At 73.3% G+C, this 17,478-nt stretch carries 13 protein-coding genes; 12 read left to right on the top strand and 1 reads right to left on the bottom strand.

From position 1 onward, the window contains the following. The first annotated feature begins 203 nt into the window (after positions 1-203). Both H4687_RS06095 and H4687_RS06100 read left to right on the top strand, forming a co-directional pair. Positions 204-1,334, top strand: a complete 1,131-nt coding sequence (locus tag H4687_RS06095; protein WP_046915017.1) for a GDSL-type esterase/lipase family protein — start codon at positions 204-206, stop codon at positions 1,332-1,334. A gap of 166 nt (positions 1,335-1,500) precedes the next feature. Next, the gene (locus H4687_RS06100; protein ID WP_050398042.1) at positions 1,501-3,150 is read left to right on the top strand and encodes a cellulase family glycosylhydrolase; all 1,650 of its coding nucleotides are present in this window, start codon (positions 1,501-1,503) and stop codon (positions 3,148-3,150) included. Between the two features lie 34 nt (positions 3,151-3,184). Here H4687_RS06100 and H4687_RS06105 read toward each other — a convergent pair whose 3' ends face one another. Further along, entirely contained in the window at positions 3,185-4,666 is a 1,482-nt protein-coding gene (locus H4687_RS06105) for an MFS transporter (RefSeq protein WP_046920387.1), read from the bottom strand. A 297-nt stretch (positions 4,667-4,963) separates the two neighbouring features. Here H4687_RS06105 and H4687_RS06110 point away from each other — a divergent pair, with 297 nt between their 5' ends. The 10 genes from H4687_RS06110 (at position 4,964) to H4687_RS06155 (ending at position 17,459) form a co-directional block, all read left to right on the top strand. Then, positions 4,964-6,445: a hypothetical protein gene (locus H4687_RS06110; RefSeq protein ID WP_192781653.1), complete on the top strand. Its 1,482-nt coding sequence runs from the start codon at positions 4,964-4,966 to the stop codon at positions 6,443-6,445. An 81-nt stretch (positions 6,446-6,526) separates the two neighbouring features. Further along, positions 6,527-7,798 (top strand): AAA family ATPase, encoded by a 1,272-nt coding sequence (locus tag H4687_RS06115; RefSeq protein ID WP_046915982.1) that lies wholly within the window; start codon positions 6,527-6,529, stop codon positions 7,796-7,798. After that, positions 7,795-9,312, top strand: coding sequence for a vWA domain-containing protein (locus H4687_RS06120; RefSeq protein ID WP_046915983.1), 1,518 nt, complete (start codon positions 7,795-7,797; stop codon positions 9,310-9,312). The genes H4687_RS06115 and H4687_RS06120 overlap by 4 nt, the downstream gene beginning before the upstream one ends. A gap of 159 nt (positions 9,313-9,471) precedes the next feature. Next, the gene (locus H4687_RS06125; protein WP_179860196.1) at positions 9,472-10,728 is read left to right on the top strand and encodes an ATP-grasp domain-containing protein; all 1,257 of its coding nucleotides are present in this window, start codon (positions 9,472-9,474) and stop codon (positions 10,726-10,728) included. After that, positions 10,725-11,603, top strand: coding sequence for a Rossmann-like domain-containing protein (locus H4687_RS06130; RefSeq protein ID WP_046915984.1), 879 nt, complete (start codon positions 10,725-10,727; stop codon positions 11,601-11,603). The genes H4687_RS06125 and H4687_RS06130 overlap by 4 nt, the downstream gene beginning before the upstream one ends. Next, positions 11,600-12,688, top strand: coding sequence for a PLP-dependent cysteine synthase family protein (locus H4687_RS06135; protein WP_046915985.1), 1,089 nt, complete (start codon positions 11,600-11,602; stop codon positions 12,686-12,688). Before H4687_RS06130 ends, H4687_RS06135 begins: the two co-directional genes overlap by 4 nt. Next, positions 12,685-13,800: a mandelate racemase/muconate lactonizing enzyme family protein gene (locus H4687_RS06140; RefSeq protein ID WP_046915986.1), complete on the top strand. Its 1,116-nt coding sequence runs from the start codon at positions 12,685-12,687 to the stop codon at positions 13,798-13,800. The genes H4687_RS06135 and H4687_RS06140 overlap by 4 nt, the downstream gene beginning before the upstream one ends. After that, a complete protein-coding gene (locus H4687_RS06145) occupies positions 13,784-15,043 on the top strand; it encodes an MFS transporter (RefSeq protein ID WP_046915987.1) in 1,260 nt (419 codons plus the stop codon). Before H4687_RS06140 ends, H4687_RS06145 begins: the two co-directional genes overlap by 17 nt. Then, entirely contained in the window at positions 15,040-15,831 is a 792-nt protein-coding gene (locus H4687_RS06150) for a class I SAM-dependent DNA methyltransferase (RefSeq protein WP_046915988.1), read from the top strand. Before H4687_RS06145 ends, H4687_RS06150 begins: the two co-directional genes overlap by 4 nt. 32 nt (positions 15,832-15,863) lie before the next feature. Beyond that, complete coding sequence (locus H4687_RS06155) at positions 15,864-17,459, top strand: ABC transporter substrate-binding protein (RefSeq protein WP_046915989.1); 1,596 nt, start codon at positions 15,864-15,866, stop codon at positions 17,457-17,459. Positions 17,460-17,478: the final 19 nt, after the last annotated feature.

A 17,478-nucleotide genomic window follows, 5' to 3' on the forward strand; every position in this document is an offset into this window, starting at 1 on the left:
TAAAGCCGTTGCCCCGAGCACGTCAATAACCATGCACATGATCGACGTTCGCATTCTTGAACAGACCGAGAGCGAGAAAGCGGCATCACGATCGACGCGAACCCCGGCGGAAGATGTGCACGCAGCCGTCTTGACGCGTAAATGACAACGATGGCATGTTCACCTGGGAGCGCTCCCATCTCACGTCAGGGAAGGGACCATCCATGCGCAGCACCCCTCACTCCCCCTTACGGCACTTACCGCTTCTCGGCCTGCTGGCCGCCCTGCTCGCCTCCCTCGCACTGACCCTCGCGCCACCTGCCGCGGCCGGGCCGGCGACCGCCGAGACCCTCGCGGCCCCGGTACGCGTCATGCCGCTCGGCGACTCGATCACGGGTTCGCCCGGCTGCTGGCGGGCGGTGCTGTGGAACCGTCTGCGGAGCGCCGGCTACACGGACCTCGACTTCGTCGGCACACTCGGCACACAGGGCTGCGGGCAGGAGCACGACGGCGACAACGAGGGCCACGGCGGCGAGCTGGTGACCAACGTGGCCGACCAGAACCTGCTGCCCGCCCGACTGTCGGCGACGCGCCCGGACATCGTTGTCATGCATTTCGGCACGAACGACGTGTGGAGCAGCATCGCCCCGGACCGCATCCTCTCCGCGTACACCAAGCTCGTCGGCCAGATGCGGGCCTCCAACCCGCACATGCGGATCCTCGTCGCGCAGCTCATCCCCATGAACCCCGACAGCTGCCCGGGCTGCGCGCAGCGTGTCGTGGACTTCGACGCCCGGATCCCCGCCTGGGCCCGGGCGACGAGCACCGTCGACTCACCCGTGACCGTGGTCGACCAGTGGACCGGGTTCAGCACGGCCACCGACACCTACGACGGGGTCCACCCGAACTCCGCCGGCGACGACAAGATCGCCGCTCGCTGGTATCCGGCGCTGAGCGCGGTGCTGGACGCGGGGGTGCCGGGTGATCCGGGCGATCCCGGTGACCCCGGCGATCCGGGCGGCGGCCGGCCCACGTGCGGCGCGGTCTTCCGGGCCACCAACGTCTGGCAGGGCGGCTACCAGGGCGAGGTGACGGTGACGAACACCTCCACGTCCACCGTGACGGGCTGGACCGTGACGGTCGTGCCGGCCGGCGGGGCCCGTCTCACCCAGGTCTGGAACGGGACCTCGGCCACGGCGGCCGACGGCACGGTCACGGTCACCAACGCCTCGTGGAACGGCACGCTCGCACCGGGCGCGAGCGCCACGTTCGGGTTCGTCGCCACGACGCCCACGACGGCCGGGACGCCGTCGGCGACGGTCGGCTGCACGGCACGGGCGACGGCCACCTCGTAACCATCGGCCGGTCGGCGACACCACCGGCGGACCGCCGACCGACCACCGGCCGACCGCCCCGGACCACCGGCCGACCACTGCCCCACGACCGGCACCGGCACCGGCACCAGCCCCCAGGCGCTCTCCCCTGCCCCACCTCCCCCCACCTCCCCTCCCTGGAGCCGCCATGAGATCCCGTAAGCGCACGACCGCCCCCGCCCGGGTCCCCCGTGCGGCCACCCTCGCCGCCGCCCTCCTCGGCCTGCTGCTCCCCCTGTTCGTCCTCGGCACGCCGGCGCACGCGGCGCCGCCCGGATTCCGTATCGAGAACGGCCGGCTGCTGGAGCGCTCCGGCAACGACTTCGTGATGCGTGGCGTGAACCACGCCCACACCTGGTACGCCGACCGGATCGGCTCGCTCGCCCACATCAAGGCCAAGGGCGCCAACACCGTTCGCGTGGTCCTCTCCAGCGGGGACCGGTGGACCCGCAACGACACGGCCGACGTGGCGAACGTCGTGACGCAGTGCAAGCGGAACCGGCTCATCTGCGTCCTGGAGGTGCACGACACCACGGGCTACGGCGAGCAGAGCGGGGCGGTCACGCTCTCCCGGGCCGCCGACTACTGGATCGGGGTGCGGAGCGCGCTGACGGGTCAGGAGGACCACGTCATCGTCAACATCGGCAACGAGCCGTACGGCAACGACAACTACGCGGGCTGGACCGCCGACACCAAGGCCGCGATCCAGAAGTTGCGCGCCGCCGGGTTCGGCCACACGATCATGGTCGACGCCCCCAACTGGGGCCAGGACTGGGCGTTCACGATGCGCGACAACGCGGCCTCCGTCTTCGCCGCCGACCCGGACGCCAACACGATCTTCTCCATCCACATGTACGGCGTCTTCGACACGGCGGCGGAGGTGAACGACTACCTCAACCGGTTCGTGGCGGCCAGACTGCCCATCGTGGTGGGCGAGTTCGGGCACGACCACTCGGACGGCAACCCCGACGAGGACGCCATCCTCGCCACCGCCCAGCGACTCGGCCTCGGTTACCTCGGCTGGTCCTGGAGCGGCAACGGCGGCGGTGTCGAGTACCTGGACATGGTCACCGGCTTCGACCCGAACCGGCTGACCAGCTGGGGTCAGCGCCTCTTCAACGGCGCGAACGGCATCGCCGCCACGTCCAAGGAGGCCGCGATCTACGCCTCCTCCGGCGGCGACACCACTCCCCCGACGGCCCCGGGCACCCCGACCGCCTCCGTGGTGACCTCCTCGTCCGCCACCCTGACCTGGTCCGCCGCCACCGACGCGAGCGGTGTCACCGGCTACGACGTGGTCCGGGTCAACGGCGCCACCGAGACCGCCGCGACCACCACGACCGGCACCTCCGCCACGCTCACCGGGCTGGCCCCCGCCACGTCCCACACCTTCGCCGTGTACGCGCGCGACGCGGCCGGCAACCGCTCGGCGCGCTCGGGAACGGTGAACGTCACGACCGCCTCCGGCGGTTCCCCGGCGGCCTGTGCCGTCGGCTACCGGGTGACGGGCGAGTGGTCCGGCGGCTTCCAGGGCGAGATCGTCATCCGCAACACCGGCGCCTCGGCCGTCAACGGCTGGACCCTGCGCTGGACCTTCCCCGACAGCCAGCGCGTATCGAGCCTGTGGGGCGGTACGGCGGCCCAGTCCGGCGCGGCCGTCACCGTCACCGCCGCCTCCTACACCGCGACCGTCCCGGCCGCCGGATCGGTCACCCTCGGCTTCACCGCGAGCCGTGGCAGCACCAACCCGGCGCCCACCGCGTTCACGCTCAACGGGGCTGCCTGCTCGACGACTTGACCCCAGTGCCCACTGCCCTGCCGGGCCCGGCCGCTCAACCCGGGCCCGGCCCGACCCCGCCCTTCAGCCGCTCCAGGTCGGAGGGCCGCACCTGGATGGCCAGGACGGCGATCAGCGCCGCGACGACGGTGAAGATCGCGGCCATGACGAAGGCGGCCGAGACGCCCGCGGTGAGCACCTCGTCGGACCAGGGCTGCGGAAGCTGCCCGGTCTGTTCGAACCGCAGGCGCTCGGCCGGCGTCGCCTGCGACAGGAAGTCCGGGATCTGCTCGGCCGCCTCGTTGGTGCTGGCCGTGCCGTACATCGTGACGAGGATGGACAGGCCGAGCGAACCCCCCACCTGCTGGGTGGCGTTGAGGAGTCCGGAGGCCGCGCCGGTCTCGGCGTTCGGGACGTCGGAGAGCGCCATCAGGGTCAGTGAGACGAACTCCATGCCCATGCCGAGGCTGAAGACGAGCATCGGGCCGAGGACGCTGCCGGCGTAGGTGGAGTGGACATCGGTCAGGGTCAGCCAGCCGAGACCGGCCGCCGCGAGGATCGCGCCCCCCACCATGAACGGTTTGGGTCCGTACACGGGCAGGAACCGCGAGGCCAGCCCGGCGCCGACCGCGATGACGGCACTGACCGGCAGGAACGCGAGGCCGGTGGCCAACGGGCTGAAGCCCAGCACGTTCTGGGTGAACAGCGTGAGGAAGAAGAACATGCCGAAGATCGCGGCCGCCAGGCACAGCATGATGCCGTACGTTCCCGCGCGGTTGCGGTCGGCGAACATGTGCAGGGGCGTGATCGGCTGCCGGGAGCGCTTCTCCACCAGCACGAACGCCACGAGGAGCACGACGGCACCGGCGAACGAGGCCAGGGTGAGCGGGTCCCGCCAGCCCTCCTGCGCGGCCCGGATGAAGCCGTACACCAGGCACACCATGCCCAGGGTGGAGGTCAGGGCTCCGGTGATGTCGAAGTGCCCGGGGGTGCGCTCGGACTCCTTGATCCAGCGCGGTGTCGCCAGCACGATCAGCAGTCCGATAGGCACGTTGACGAACAGCACCCACCGCCAGTTCAGCCACTCCACGAGCACGCCGCCGGCGAGCAGCCCGATCGCGCCGCCGCCCGCCGAGACCGCCGCGAACACCCCGAACGCCCGGTTGCGTTCCGGCCCTTCACGGAAGGTCGTACTGATCAGGGCGAGGGAGGTCGGGGACGCGATGGCGCCGCCGACACCCTGGAGGGCGCGGGCGGCGAGGAGTTGGAACTCGTTCTGGGCGAGGCCGCCGAGGAGCGAGGCCAGCACGAACAACAGCACGCCGAAGATGAAGACCCGGCGCCGGCCGAGGATGTCACCGGCCCGGCCGCCGAGCAGCAACAGTCCGCCGAAGGTCAGCGTGTACGCGTTGACCACCCAGGCGAGGCTCGTCGTCGAGAAGTCCAGCGAACGCTGGATGTCCGGCAGGGCGATGTTCACGATGGTGATGTCCAGCACCACCATCAGCTGACACGAGGCGATGACGAACAGTGCCATCGCACTCCCGCCACCACCCTTTTCCTGGGTGGTGGTGCGAGCTGGGGAAGTCGGCTGAGGATTGCTCATGGCGTTTCGCAAAGGCAGGGTCCGGTGAACGGTTCCGTCCACCGCCGCGTTCACTGTTCGACCGTACGCCGGTGCCCCGGGGGTCACCACTCGGACGTCCGCGGCTGCTCGGACGCGGCGGACCCGGAAAAACAGATGCGGGATCGGGCCGGGTGGCGTTACGGTCCCCGCGATGACTACTCACTCCATCGACAGAACGGGGGTCCCGTCCGAGCAAGGTGAGTGCTGATGCTCACTGATGCTTCGCACGGGGATTCCCGCCTTTCCCTCTGGTTGCGCGTGCGCGAGTTCGCCGTGCCACCCTCCATGGTCGAGACCGCGACCGCTCGCCGTGCCGTCGGCGACTGGGCCGGTGCGTGCGCCGCCGCGGGCGTCGACGTCGACCTCGACCTGCGTGCCCTGGCGCGCGGCCACGGCCGGGAGTTGGCGTCCCGCGTACGGGCCGATCTCCGCCACCTGGCTCCGGACCTGCTGCGCTGGCACATGCCGAGGATCGCTCCCGACGGGCTGCTGCGGCCGGGCCTGACCCTGACGCTGGCCCGGTACCCGGTGGCCGGGCGTGACTGCCCGTCCTCCGTGCACCTCGTGGCCCGGACTCCGCCCGCCTGGGCGGACGCCGGGCAGCGGATCAGTCTCGCGGTGTGGGACGGGTCCCGCTCCGACCCCGGTGCCCGCGCTCATCCGCATCCGCGCCCCAGTCGCCGGTACCGGCTCGATCTGCACCGCCACCTGTGGGACGCGCGCAGGGTGGCCGAGCTGCGCGCTCGTTCCGCAGCGGATCGGCCGCCTGGGCCGCGCCCGCCGGGGCCGGATGTGGGGGGAACGCCCGCCGCGGAACTCGGCTGCGCCGTCGAACGGTGGGCGGAGGAGGCGGCGATCGTGCTGCGCGCCGAGGGGCGGTCCGCGGGGACCGTTCTCGTACGGTGCGGCGCCCGGCGCCGGCTGCTCCTGGACCTTGCCGTGGACCCGGACCCGGACCTTGTCCTGGGCCGGGGCTCGGGAGTGGGCGAGGGGCCGGACGTGGACGCCCGCGCGGGGCTCGGCGACGGCGGCGGGTCGCCCTCGTACTCGCTGCGGATCACGGCCGCGTCCGGCGACGACGGAGCCTTCACCTCGTTGCCGGTCCTGCCCGACGCCGCGACCTGGACGCCGCCCGACCTGGAGCTGCTCCGTGCGGGCGCGCTCGACGCCGGGCGGCTGCATCCGCTGGTCGCGTCGGCGCTCGTACCGGATCACGTACGGTCCGGGCCCGGCGAGGCTCCGGACCTTGCCGGCCGGCCGCGCATCGTGGAGTGCCGGGGAGAGCGGCACCGGATCGGGCTGGTCGGCGGGTCGCTGGTGGCCCTGGACCATGACCCGGCCGAGCTTCGGCGGGAGGAACTGCTGGTCCGGCTGACCGGTACTCCCCTCCCCTGTCTCCGGGCCATCGACGAGGCGCACCGTCGCCCGGACTGTCTGTCCGGCGTACGCGAACGCCTGGACCACGGGGACATCGCCGGTGCGCTGGCCGTCGTCGAGGGGCTCCTCGGCCCCGAGGCGGTACTGCGCGACGGACCGTTGCGGGACGAGCTGGAGTCGGCCGCGCGACGGCGGATCGTCTACGGCCTGTACCGGTCCGGTCTCGCCGATCCCCTCCCCCGAGGCGCACGCGCCGAGACCGGCCGCCGCCCTCCCCGCCACCGCCGCCCCCGCACCGCGTCCTTCTTCTGACCGGGACCCGTGGCCCACTCCCGCTCCCTGGCCGCACCCACCGAAGCCTTCGTGCCCCCTACACCCCCAAGGTGACCCCCTATGCCCACATGCACGCCGTTCGCCCTGCCCACCACCGTCTCCGAGCCCTCCGCCCCCGGTCACCTCACTCAACTCGACGTCGCGGCTGACCTGTTGAGCCTGTTGCGGACCACGACCACCGAACCGCGCCCCGACGCCCAGCTGGAGGCACTGACACTGGCCGTCGCCGCCGACCTGCCCGTACTGCTGTGGGGCGAGCCGGGGATCGGCAAGACCGCGGCGCTGACACAGCTCGCCGCCGCCCTGGACCTTCCGCTGACGACCGTGATCGCCAGCGTGCACGAGCCGTCCGACTTCTCGGGCCTGCCGATCGTGGGGGACGACCCGGCCGAGCAGGGAGTGCCGATGGCCCCGCCGGACTGGGCGGTGCGGCTGGTGCGCGCGGGCCGGGGGCTGCTGTTCCTGGACGAGCTGTCGACGGCGCCGCCCGCCGTCCAGGCCGCGCTGCTGCGCCTGGTGCTGGAGCGGAGGATCGGCGCGCTGCGACTGCCGCCCGGCGTACGGATCGTGGCCGCCGCCAACCCCCGGTCGTCGGCGGCCGACGGGTGGGAGCTGAGCCCGCCGCTGGCCAACCGGTTCGTGCATCTGCAGTGGACGCACGACCACGAGGTCGTCGTCCGGGGTCTCGGGGGGACCTGGCCGCGGGCCACGCTGCCGCGGCTCGCACCGGAGCGGCTGGCGGAGGCGGTGGACTTCGCCCGGCGCGCGGTGTGCGCGCTGCTGGCCGCCCGGCCCAAGCTCGTGCATCAGTTGCCCTCCAGCGAGAGCCGCCGGGGCGGGGCGTGGCCGTCGCCCCGGAGCTGGGAGATGACGCTGCATCTGATCGCCTTCGCGACCGCCGCCGATGTGTCGCGCGATGTGCTCTCCCAACTGGTGCGGGGCACCGTGGGCGACGGTCCGGGTCTGGAACTGCTGGCCTCTCTGGACCGGCTGGACCTGCCGGATCCGGAGACGCTGCTCGCCGACCCGGCGGGGGCGGACCTGCCCGAGCGGGGGGATCTGCGGCAGGCGGTGCTCGACGGCGTGGTGGCGGCGGTCCGTTCCCGCCCGGAGAAGGACCGCTGGGACGCGGCGTGGGCGCTGCTGGTGCGGGCGCTGGAGACCGGGGCCCCGGATCTGGTGGTCGTTCCCGCGACCACCCTCGCGTCACTGCGCCGCGACGACTGGGACGTGCCGTCCGCGATCGAGAACCTGGCCGGCGTGGTCACCCTGTCCCGGCGCGCGGACGAGGCAGCCGCCCGCGCCAAGAAGGCGAACGGGGCGCGCCGTTGAGCGCCGACACGGGTGAGGGGGCGACCACGGGCGTGGGTGCGGTGGCCGGCGACACGGGTGCGGGCGACGGTGGCGCTGGGGCGGGGACGAGCACCGGCGCCGATGCGACAGATACCGGCACGGGGATGCGGACAACCACCCCCACCGGTGCGACGAACACGAGCACGCGGACAACCACCCCCACCGGTGCGACGAACACGAGCACGCGGGCAACCACCCCCACCGGTGCGACGAACACGGGCGTCCCCACGCCCCCGCGTTCCGCGCCGAGCCCCCGCGCAGCCGGCCCGCGGGGGCTCGACTTCGACAAGCTCTACGCCGCCCGGCTGCAGGCGGCCCGGGCCCGCCCCTATCTGGCGTCGGCGTTGTTCGCGCTGCACGTCGTCGAGTGCCGGCGGGTGCCCACCATGGGGGTCGACCGGTACTGGCGGTGTTACGTCTCCCCGGACTTCGTGGACCGCAGGCCGGTCGAGGAGCTGGCCGGGGTGTGGGTGCACGAGGTGTCGCATCTTCTGCGGGACCATCACGGGCGCAGCGACCGGGTCGCCAAGGAGCGGGGGCTGTCCGGCCCCGGGGAGCGGCTGCGGATGAACATCGCCGCCGACTGCGAGATCAACGACGACGCGTTCGGCGACGGACTGGTCAAGCCCGAGGGCGCCGTCGATCCGGCGTCCCTCAGGCTGCCCGAGGGACAGCTGATGGAGGACTACCTGCGCCGGTTCCAACTGGGCCCGCGGACGGGCGAGTTCGCGTGGCTGGACTGCGGCAGTGGCGCCGACGGTCTGGAACGGGAGTGGGAGCTGGGGGCGGACGGGGCGCACGGCCTGAGCGAGCAGGAACGGGACGCGGTCCGGTTCCGGGTGGCGCGGGGCATCACCGGCCGGCCGGGGTCGGCGTCGGCGGGCTGGAAGCGCTGGGCGGAGGAGGCGTTCCATCCGCCCCAGCCGTGGCGGGAGTTGCTGGGCGCGGCGGTCCGGTCCGCGGCGTCCGCGCCCGGCGCGGGTGAGGACTACAGCTACGGCCGGCCGTCGCGGCGCTCGGCCGGCGTGCCCGGCACCGTGCTGCCGAGCCTGCGTCGCCGGCCGCCCCATGTCTCGGTGATCATCGACACCTCGGGGTCGGTGAGCGACGCGGAACTGGGCAGCGCGCTCCTGGAGGTCGCGGCGATCTCCCGTGCGGTGGGCGGCCGACGGGACCTCGTCACCGTCGTCCCGTGCGACGCGGCGGCCCGGATCGCCCATCCGCTGTGCAAGGCGGAGGGCATTCCCCTGCTGGGCGGCGGCGGTACGAACCTGCGTGCGGGATTCACCAGGGCGCTCCGCAGCCACCCGAGGCCCGACGTCATCGTGGCCCTCACCGACGGGCAGACCCCCTGGCCGGCCTCCCGGCCACCGTGCCGGACCGTGGTCGGTCTGTTCCCCCGGCATTCCCGACGCACCACGTGGAGCGAGGACGACCCCGACTACGTACCGCACTCGCCCCCGGCCTGGGCCCGCGTGGTCGAGATCGGATGATCCCTGGCCCCGACCGCCACCCGTCGCACCGCACCGACCTCACACATGACAATGAAAACGGTTATCGATAAGGTGGGCATGTCAAGCCGGGCGCCTCCTCTGCCGGAGGCGTCGTCGGGCTGCCCTCACGCCTGAACGCACCGCACGAAAAGGGGAGCCGTGGCTCATCTGTTGGTGGTCGAGAGCTGGGTCGGATCGATGAGCAGACTGCTGCCACGGGCCATCCGTGAAGGCGGACACGAGTTCACGTTCCTCACCCGCGACCTGCACCACTACCTGCGCTCGGCCCCCGAGGGCACGGCCCATCCGCTGCTCGGCGCGCGGAACGTGGTCACGGCCGACACCAACGACCTCGACGCCCTCCTCCCGGAGGCGGCGCGTCTGCACGCGGTGTTCGGCTTCGACGGGGTGATCTCCTCCTGCGACTACTACCTGCCGACGGTCGCCCGGATCGCCGGCCATCTCGGACTCCCGGGGCCCGACCCGCGGGCCGTCGCGGACGCCTGCCGCAAGGACGCCACCCGCCGCGTCCTCGCCGACGCCGACGTGCCCGGCCCCCGGTTCGCCCTCCACGAGGAGTGGGGCGATCTCGCCCGCGCGGCACGGGAGATCGGCTATCCGCTGGTCGTGAAGCCGGTCGACCTGTGCGCGGGCATGTACGTGCGGCGCGTGGACGACGAGAGCGAACTGGCCGCCGCGGTGGCCGCGTTGGCGGACTTTCCACTGAACGCGCGCGGGCAGCGCCGGGTGCCCGCCGTCCTCCTCGAAGAGCTGCTGACCGGTCCCGAGGTGAGCGTCGAGACCGTGTCGCACGCGGGGGCCGTGCACGTCGTGGGCGTGACCGACAAGAGCGTCGGCGGGGCGCCCGCGTTCATCGAGACCGGGCACATGTTCCCCGCCGCCCTGACGGGCGCCGACGCCGAGGCCGCCGAGCAGACCGCGCTGAACGCCCTCAAGGCACTCGGGCTGACCGACGGCGTCGTGGCCCACACCGAGATCAAGCTGACCCCGGCCGGCCCGCGCGTGGTCGAGGTCAACCCCCGGCCCGCCGGGAACCGCATCACCGAACTGATCCGCCATGTCACCGGCATCGACCTCGCCGCGGCCGCCGTGGAGGTCGCCCTCGGCCGTGCGCCCGATCTGCGGCGCCGGGAGACCGGACTGCGCAGCGCCGCCGTCGGCTTCCTCGTACCGGACACGTCGGGCACCCTCGAAGCACTGGACGGCGGCCCGCTCGCCGACCGGGCCGGTGTGCTGGAGGTGCGGCTCGCCGAGCCCGGCCGACAGGTCCGATCGGCCGGCAGCAACAACGAGTATCTCGGCCATGTCATGGTGGGCGACCCGGCCGGGTCCGGCGCCCGCGATCAGGTCGAGGCGCTGTTGGCCGAGCTGCGCGACGGGCTGGTGATCCGGTGACCGCCGTCGCGCCGGCGGCCGGCGCCGCCACGACGAACGAGAACCTGCTGGAGCGTGCTCTCGCGGGTGAACTCGGCCCGGATCCACGGACGTTGCGTGTCTCGGTGGCGTTCGTGACGCGGCAGGCGGCGCGGCACGACGGACGGGGCACCGGCTACCGGAACGAGGTGCTCAGTCTGCGGCTCGGCGGCGCCGTGGGGTCCTGCGCGGTCGAACCCGGCGCCCTGCCCGACGCGGCGGTCGACGACTGCGCCGGCGCCGATGTCGCCCGGCTCCTCGCGCATCCCCTGCTTCCGGTGCGGGTCGCCGCGCTGGACGCCTATCTGATGCACGTCCGCCCGCACACACCGGAGCACGGGGCACACCCCTACCCCCTGCCGGCCGGTACCTCGCTGGAGAAGTCACGGGCGCGGGCGCGGGCCGTCGTCGAACTGATCGATCTGCCGGCGGGCGCCACCGTGCTCGTGGTCGGGGTCGTCAACTCCCTTCTGGAGGCCCTGCGTTCGCGCGGACTCCGCTCTGTGCCGTGCGACCTCAAGGGCGGCGTCACGGAGTGGGGGGAGCCGGTCGTCACCGACGCGCTCGCGGCCGCCGGCTCCTGTGACGCGCTGCTGGTCTCCGGGATGACCCTGGGCAACGGAAGCTTCGAGCCGCTGCGGCGGCACGCCCTGTCGCGGGGCAAGCAGTTGGTGATGTTCGCGCAGACCGGCAGTGCGGTGCTGCCCCGGTTCCTCGGTCACGGCGTGAGCGCGGTGTGCGCGGAGCCGTACCCCTTCTTCTGGCTGGACGCGGGACCGGGCACCCTGCACCGCTACCGCCCGGACGCGGCGGGCCCCGTCCGGGGTACCTGTCCGCAGGCCGGAGACCGCCCATGACGTCGACGACCGTCCTGCGTACCGTCGCCCGCCCGGAGTTGCTGTCCCTCGTCGGGCGGACGCCCCTGGCGCGCATCACCGCCGACCTGCCCGGCCCGCAGCCGGGGTTCTGGGCCAAGCTGGAAGGACTCGCCGCCGGCGGTATGAAGGCGCGGGCCGCCGTGTCCATGCTCCTGGGCGCCCGGGAGCGCGGTGCACTGCGGCCCGGCGCCCCCGTGGTGGAATCGACCTCCGGCACGCTGGGCATCGGGCTGGCCTTCGCCGGACAGGCGCTCGGCCATCCGGTCGTCCTGGTCGGCGACAGCGAACTGGAGCCGTCCATGCGGCAGTTGCTGCGCTCCCACGGCGTCCGGCTGGAGCTGGTGGACCGCCCGGCGGCCATCGGCGGCTGGCAGGCGGCCCGCCTCGCGCGGCTGCGGGAACTGCTCGCCGTACTGCCCGGGGCGTACTGGCCCGACCAGTACAACAACCCCGACAACACCGCCGGATACGCCTCGCTCGCCGCCGAGATCGCCGTCCAGCTCGACCACGTGGACGTCCTGGTGTGCAGCGTCGGCACCGGCGGCCACAGCGCGGGCATCATCGGCCCGCTGCGGCGGCACTGGCCCGCGCTGCGCCTCGTCGGCGTCGACTCCACCGGCTCGACGATCTTCGGCCAGCCGGCCCGGCCGAGGCTGATGCGCGGCCTGGGCAGCAGCATCCACCCGCGCAACGTCGCCTACGACGCCTTCGACGAGGTGCACTGGGTCGGCCCGGCCGAGGCCGTCGACAGCTGCCGCCGCCTCGCGCGGGGCAGCTTCGTCAGCGGCGGCTGGAGCACCGGCGCGGTCGCGCTGGTCGCCGCCTGGGCGGCCCGCGTCCACCCGGGCGCCGTCGTCGCCACCGTCTTCCCGGACGGCCCGCACCGCTACCTCGGCAGCGTCTACGACGACGACTTCGCCACCGCCCACGGCATCGACCCGGCCTCCGCCGCCGTCCGCCCCGTCGAGATCCCGCATCCCGGCGCGGCCGAGGCCGTCGGCTGGGTCCGGTGCGGCAGGGTCCGCGACCCCCTTGAGGTCCCCCGTCCGGAGGAGAGACTGTGAAGGTCACCCGGCGCACCGTGCGCCTCGCACTCGCCGAGCCGTTGCGCATCTCCCGCTCCACCATGTCCGCACGCGACGCGGTGTGGCTGACCGTCGAGGACGACGACGGGCGGCACGGCCACGGCGAGGCCGTCACCAGCGTCTACCACGGCCTCGACGCCGACACCCTGGGACGGCTGTTCGCGGACGCCGCCGCCGGCCTCGGCCGCTTCCGCGATCCGGAGAGCGCGCTGGAGGCGCTGCGCGCCGGTGAGTGGGCCGCTCCCCCGGAGACCGCGCCGGCCGTGACCGCCGCCGTCGGCGCCGCACTCCTCGATCTGGTCGGCAGGCGGGCGGACAGCCCCGTCCACCGTCTGCTGGGCGCCCCGTCCGCTCCGGTGGCCGCGACCGCCCGGACCATCGGCATCACCTCGCCGTCACGCGCCGGGGCCGCGGCACGCCGACTGGCCGCGAGCGGCTTCGAGATCGTCAAGGTGAAGGCCGGCGCCCCGGACCCGGAGGAGGACATCGAGCGCGTCCGGGCCGTCCGGACCGCCGCGCCCCGGGCCCGGCTGCTCCTGGACCCCAACGGCGCCTGGACGTCGGCACAGGCCGAGGCCCTGCTGCCGCGCTTCGCGGACCTCGGGGTGGAGGCCGTCGAACAGCCCCTCGTGCCCGGCGATCCGGAGGCGCTGGCCGCCCTCGCGGAGCGCTCGCCGCTGCCCGTCATCGCCGACGAGGACGCCGTGGGGCTCCAGGACGTGCGGCGGCTGGCGGGACGGGTGCACGGCGTCAACGTCAAGCTCGCCCAGTGCGGCGGCGTCCACGCGGCCCTGCGGATCGCCGAGGCGATCGAGGGCAGCGGCACCGAGCTGATGCTCGGCTGCCTCACCGCCAGCACCCTCGGTCTCGCCCCCGCCGTCCACCTCGCCGACCGGGCCCGCTGGGTGGACCTCGACGGACACCTCCTGCTCGCCGCCGACCCCTGGACCGGAATCGGCGGCACCGACGGCTGCGTACGCACAACCGGCCTGCCGGGGCTGGGAGTTCGGCTTCGCGCCACCGACAAGGGCGCCGAAGCGGACGGACGACGCGACGGAACGGGGGAGATACGCCGTGCAGACGTGGCATGAGATACGCCGCTTCCCCTTCGCCGTCCGACTCCTCCTGGTCAACCAGCTCGGCGTGAACATCGGCTTCTACCTCCTGATCCCCTACCTCGCCACCCACCTCACCGAGAACCTGGGCATGTCGGCGGCCGTCGTCGGGATCGTCCTGGGGGTCCGCAACCTCAGCCAGCAGGGCCTGTTCCTCATCGGCGGCTCCGCCTCGGACCGGCTCGGCGCACGGGGTGTGATCATCGCCGGCTGTGCGCTGCGGACCGTCGGCTTCGCGCTGTTCGCCCTCGGTGACGGACTGCCCGTACTGCTCGCCGCCTCAGTGCTCAGCGGGCTCGCCGGGGCGCTGTTCAACCCTGCGGTGCGGACGTATCTGTCGCAGGAGTCCGGGAAGCGCAAGGCGGAGGCGTTCGCGCTGTTCAACGTCTTCGCGACGACGGGCGCCCTGATCGGGCCACTGCTGGGCAGCGCGCTGCTGCTCGTGGACTTCCGCACGTCCGCGCTGACCGCCGCCGGGATCTTCGCGGCCCTCACCGTCGCGCAGGCCCTCGTCCTGCCCGCGCGGAAGGTCGAGCCGAGCGGCGGCGGAGTCCTCGGGGACTGGCGGGAGGTGCTCGGCAACCGCGCCTTCCTGGCGTTCGCGCTCGCCATGGTCGGCATGTTCACCCTGGAGAACCAGCTGTACCTGCTGCTGCCCGCCGGGGCGCGGGAGGCCACCGGCTGGGACGGTGCGGCCGGGCTCGTCCTCCTCGTCGGCACGCTCGCCAACCTCGCGCTCCAGCTGCGCATCACCCGATCGCTCACATCGCGCGGAGACAGGGCGCGTTGGATCGGTGTGGGACTCGTCGTGACGGGCCTGGCGTTCCTGCCGCCGGCCGTGGCGACCGGTCTCGGGGCCTCGGGACGGCTCGCCGCCGTGCCCGTCCTGCTCGCAGCGCTGCTCCTCCACCTCGGCCTCATGGTCGCCTCGCCGTTCGTGATGGAGCTGATCCCCCGCTTCGGACGCCCGGAACTGACCGGAACGTACTTCGGCGTCTTCTACGTCGTCTCCGGCATCGCCGCGGCCGTCGGCAACGCCGCCGTCGGGTGGGCCATGGACGCCGGCAGACACGGCGGCCACGCCTGGCTGCCCTGGGCGTGCTGCGCCGTGTTCGGTCTCGTCTCGGCGGCCGGCGTCGGTTGGCTGCACCGGCAGGGGGCCTTGCCCGCGCCCCCGGTCGCCGCCCCCGCTCCGGTCGGTGAGAGGAGCAGCGCATGACGCACGCCAACCTCCTCACCGACAACCCCGAGCTGTACGAGGCCCGCTTCCCCGATCCCGGGCGGCTGGCCGGGCGCTGGGCCGAGGACTGTCTGCGGCGCCACGGGGCCGGGCCGCGCGTCCTGGACATGGGCTGTGGCACCGGGCGCGACGCGGCCCACCTGCACCACGCCGGCCGTAAGGTGACCGCGGCCGACCTGTCCGAGGCGATGCTCGCCCACGCCCGGGCCCGACACCCCGGGCCGGCGTACGTGCGGGCCGATCTGCGCGGCTTCGACCTGGGCCGGGCCGCCTTCGACGCGGTGGTGTGCCTGGACAGCTCGCTCCTGTACTGCCACACCGCCGACCAGCTCGACGGCTTCCTCTCCTCCTGCCGCCGGGCGCTGTCGGCCGGTGGACTGCTGGTCGCGGAGATGCGCAACGGCGCCTACTTCCTGGGCCGCACCGATCTGCTCGACACCCCGGCCGTCCACGCCTTCACCTGGCAGGGCACCGCCTACCGGTCCACCACCACCCTCACCGTGGACCGCACCGCCCAGCTGCTGTGCCGTACCCGCGTCTGGACTTCGGACGGCGGCGCTCCGCCGTCCGAACAGCGGTCCGCCTGGCGGCTGTTGTTCCCGCAGGAGCTGCGCCACGTCCTCGCCACGCACGGCTTCGAGGTGCTCGAACTGCACGACGGGCCGGGCCCGCGCACCGAACCACCGTGGCAGGACGGCCGGTTGCCCGGCAGCACGGCGGACGCCGACCGGCTGCACGTCGTCGCCCGGCTCTCCGCCGCCCGCTGACCCCTCCTCCCCCTCACACCCAAGGAACCCTCATGCACGACGAACGCTTCCCCGGCCTGCGCCGACGCGGCTTCCTCGCCGCCACAGGAGCCGCGACAGGTGCCGTCGCACTCGGCGCGCTCGCCCTGACGGGATGCGGCGCCGGCGACGGTACGGACGCCGGGGCGGGCGGCGGTGACGGCAGACCGAAGCGCGGCGGGCGGCTGCGCGCCGCGTTCGCGGGCGGCGGCGCCGGTGAGACCCTCGACCCGCACAGGGCCAACCTCTTCGCCGATGTCGCCAGAGCCAAGGCCCTGTTCGACAAGCTCGCCGACTACGGCGCCGACCTGTCGGCGCGGCCGCGCCTCGCGGTGAGGTGGGAGTCGAACAAGGCCCTGGACCGCTGGCGGGTCACCCTGCGCGAGGCAGCCTTCCACGACGGACGGCCGGTCACCGCGAAGGACGTGCTGTTCAGCTACCGCCGTATCGCCGATCCCGGGAAGGCGTTCCGCGCGAAGGCGTCCCTGGAGCCCATCGACCTCGACGCGAGCCGGGCGACCGGTGAACGGGCCGTCGAGTTCGTGCTGAAGCGGCCGACCGCCGAATTCCCCAACGTGCTGGCGGCGTTCGGCGCGTACATCGTCCCCGAGAACACCGCCGACGCCGACTTCGACCGGAAGCCGGTCGGCTCCGGCCCCTTCCGCTTCGTGTCCTTCGCCCCCGGCCGCTCGGCCGTCTTCCGCCGCCACGACGGCTACTGGGAGGGTGCCCCGCACCTCGACGAACTCGAATTCGTCGTCGCCAACGAGGAGTCGGCCCGGGTCAACGCGCTCCTGGGCGGCCAGGTCGAGTACGCCCACGAACTGAACCCCGCCACCGCCCGCGCCCACGAGGGGAAGGGACAGATCGAGATCGTCCGGCTGCGCAACAGCGCCATGCAGGCGTTCTGCATGAAGACCGACCGGGCACCGTTCGACGACAAACGGGTGCGGGAGGCGTTCTTCCTGATCGCCGACCGTCAGGAGCTCGTCGACGGCGCCCTGTCGGGCGCGGGCGTCGTCGGCAACGACCTTTTCGGCAAGGGCTACGAGTACTACGCCGCCGGCCTCCCGCAGCGCGAGCAGGACCTCGACCGGGCCCGCGCACTGCTGAAGCGGGCCGGCGCCGAGAAGCTGAGGGTCACGCTGGACACCTCGGCCGTGGCCGCCGGATTCACCGAGGCGGCCGGCATCTTCCGCGACCAGGCCGCGAAGGCGGGCGTCACCGTCGACGTCAGGATGGGCAGCAAGGACTCGTACTGGAGCGACATCCTCGACTCCGGCACCCTCTCCTGCTACCGCTCCGGCGCCATGCCCATCGAGGCGCACATCTCGCAGCGGCTGCTCACCGACTCCACCACCAACGCCACCCACTGGCGCCACAAGGACTTCGACGCGCTGTACCGGCAGGCGCAGTCCACCCGGGACAGGACGGAGCGAACGGCGCTCTTCGAGCGGATGCAGCGCCGACTGTACGCCGAGGGCGGCTTCCTGATCTGGGGGTTCGCCGACTGGATCATCGGAACGGGCAGGACCGTCAAGGGGGTTGAGACCAAGGCCCCCGCCAACACCCTCGACTGGGCACGCTTCGACAGGGTGTGGCTGGCGTGACGACGAGCGCCACGAAGGG

The organism is Streptomyces stelliscabiei (assembly GCF_014873495.1).
In the GTDB taxonomy this organism is placed as follows: Bacteria; Actinomycetota; Actinomycetes; order Streptomycetales; family Streptomycetaceae; genus Streptomyces; species Streptomyces bottropensis.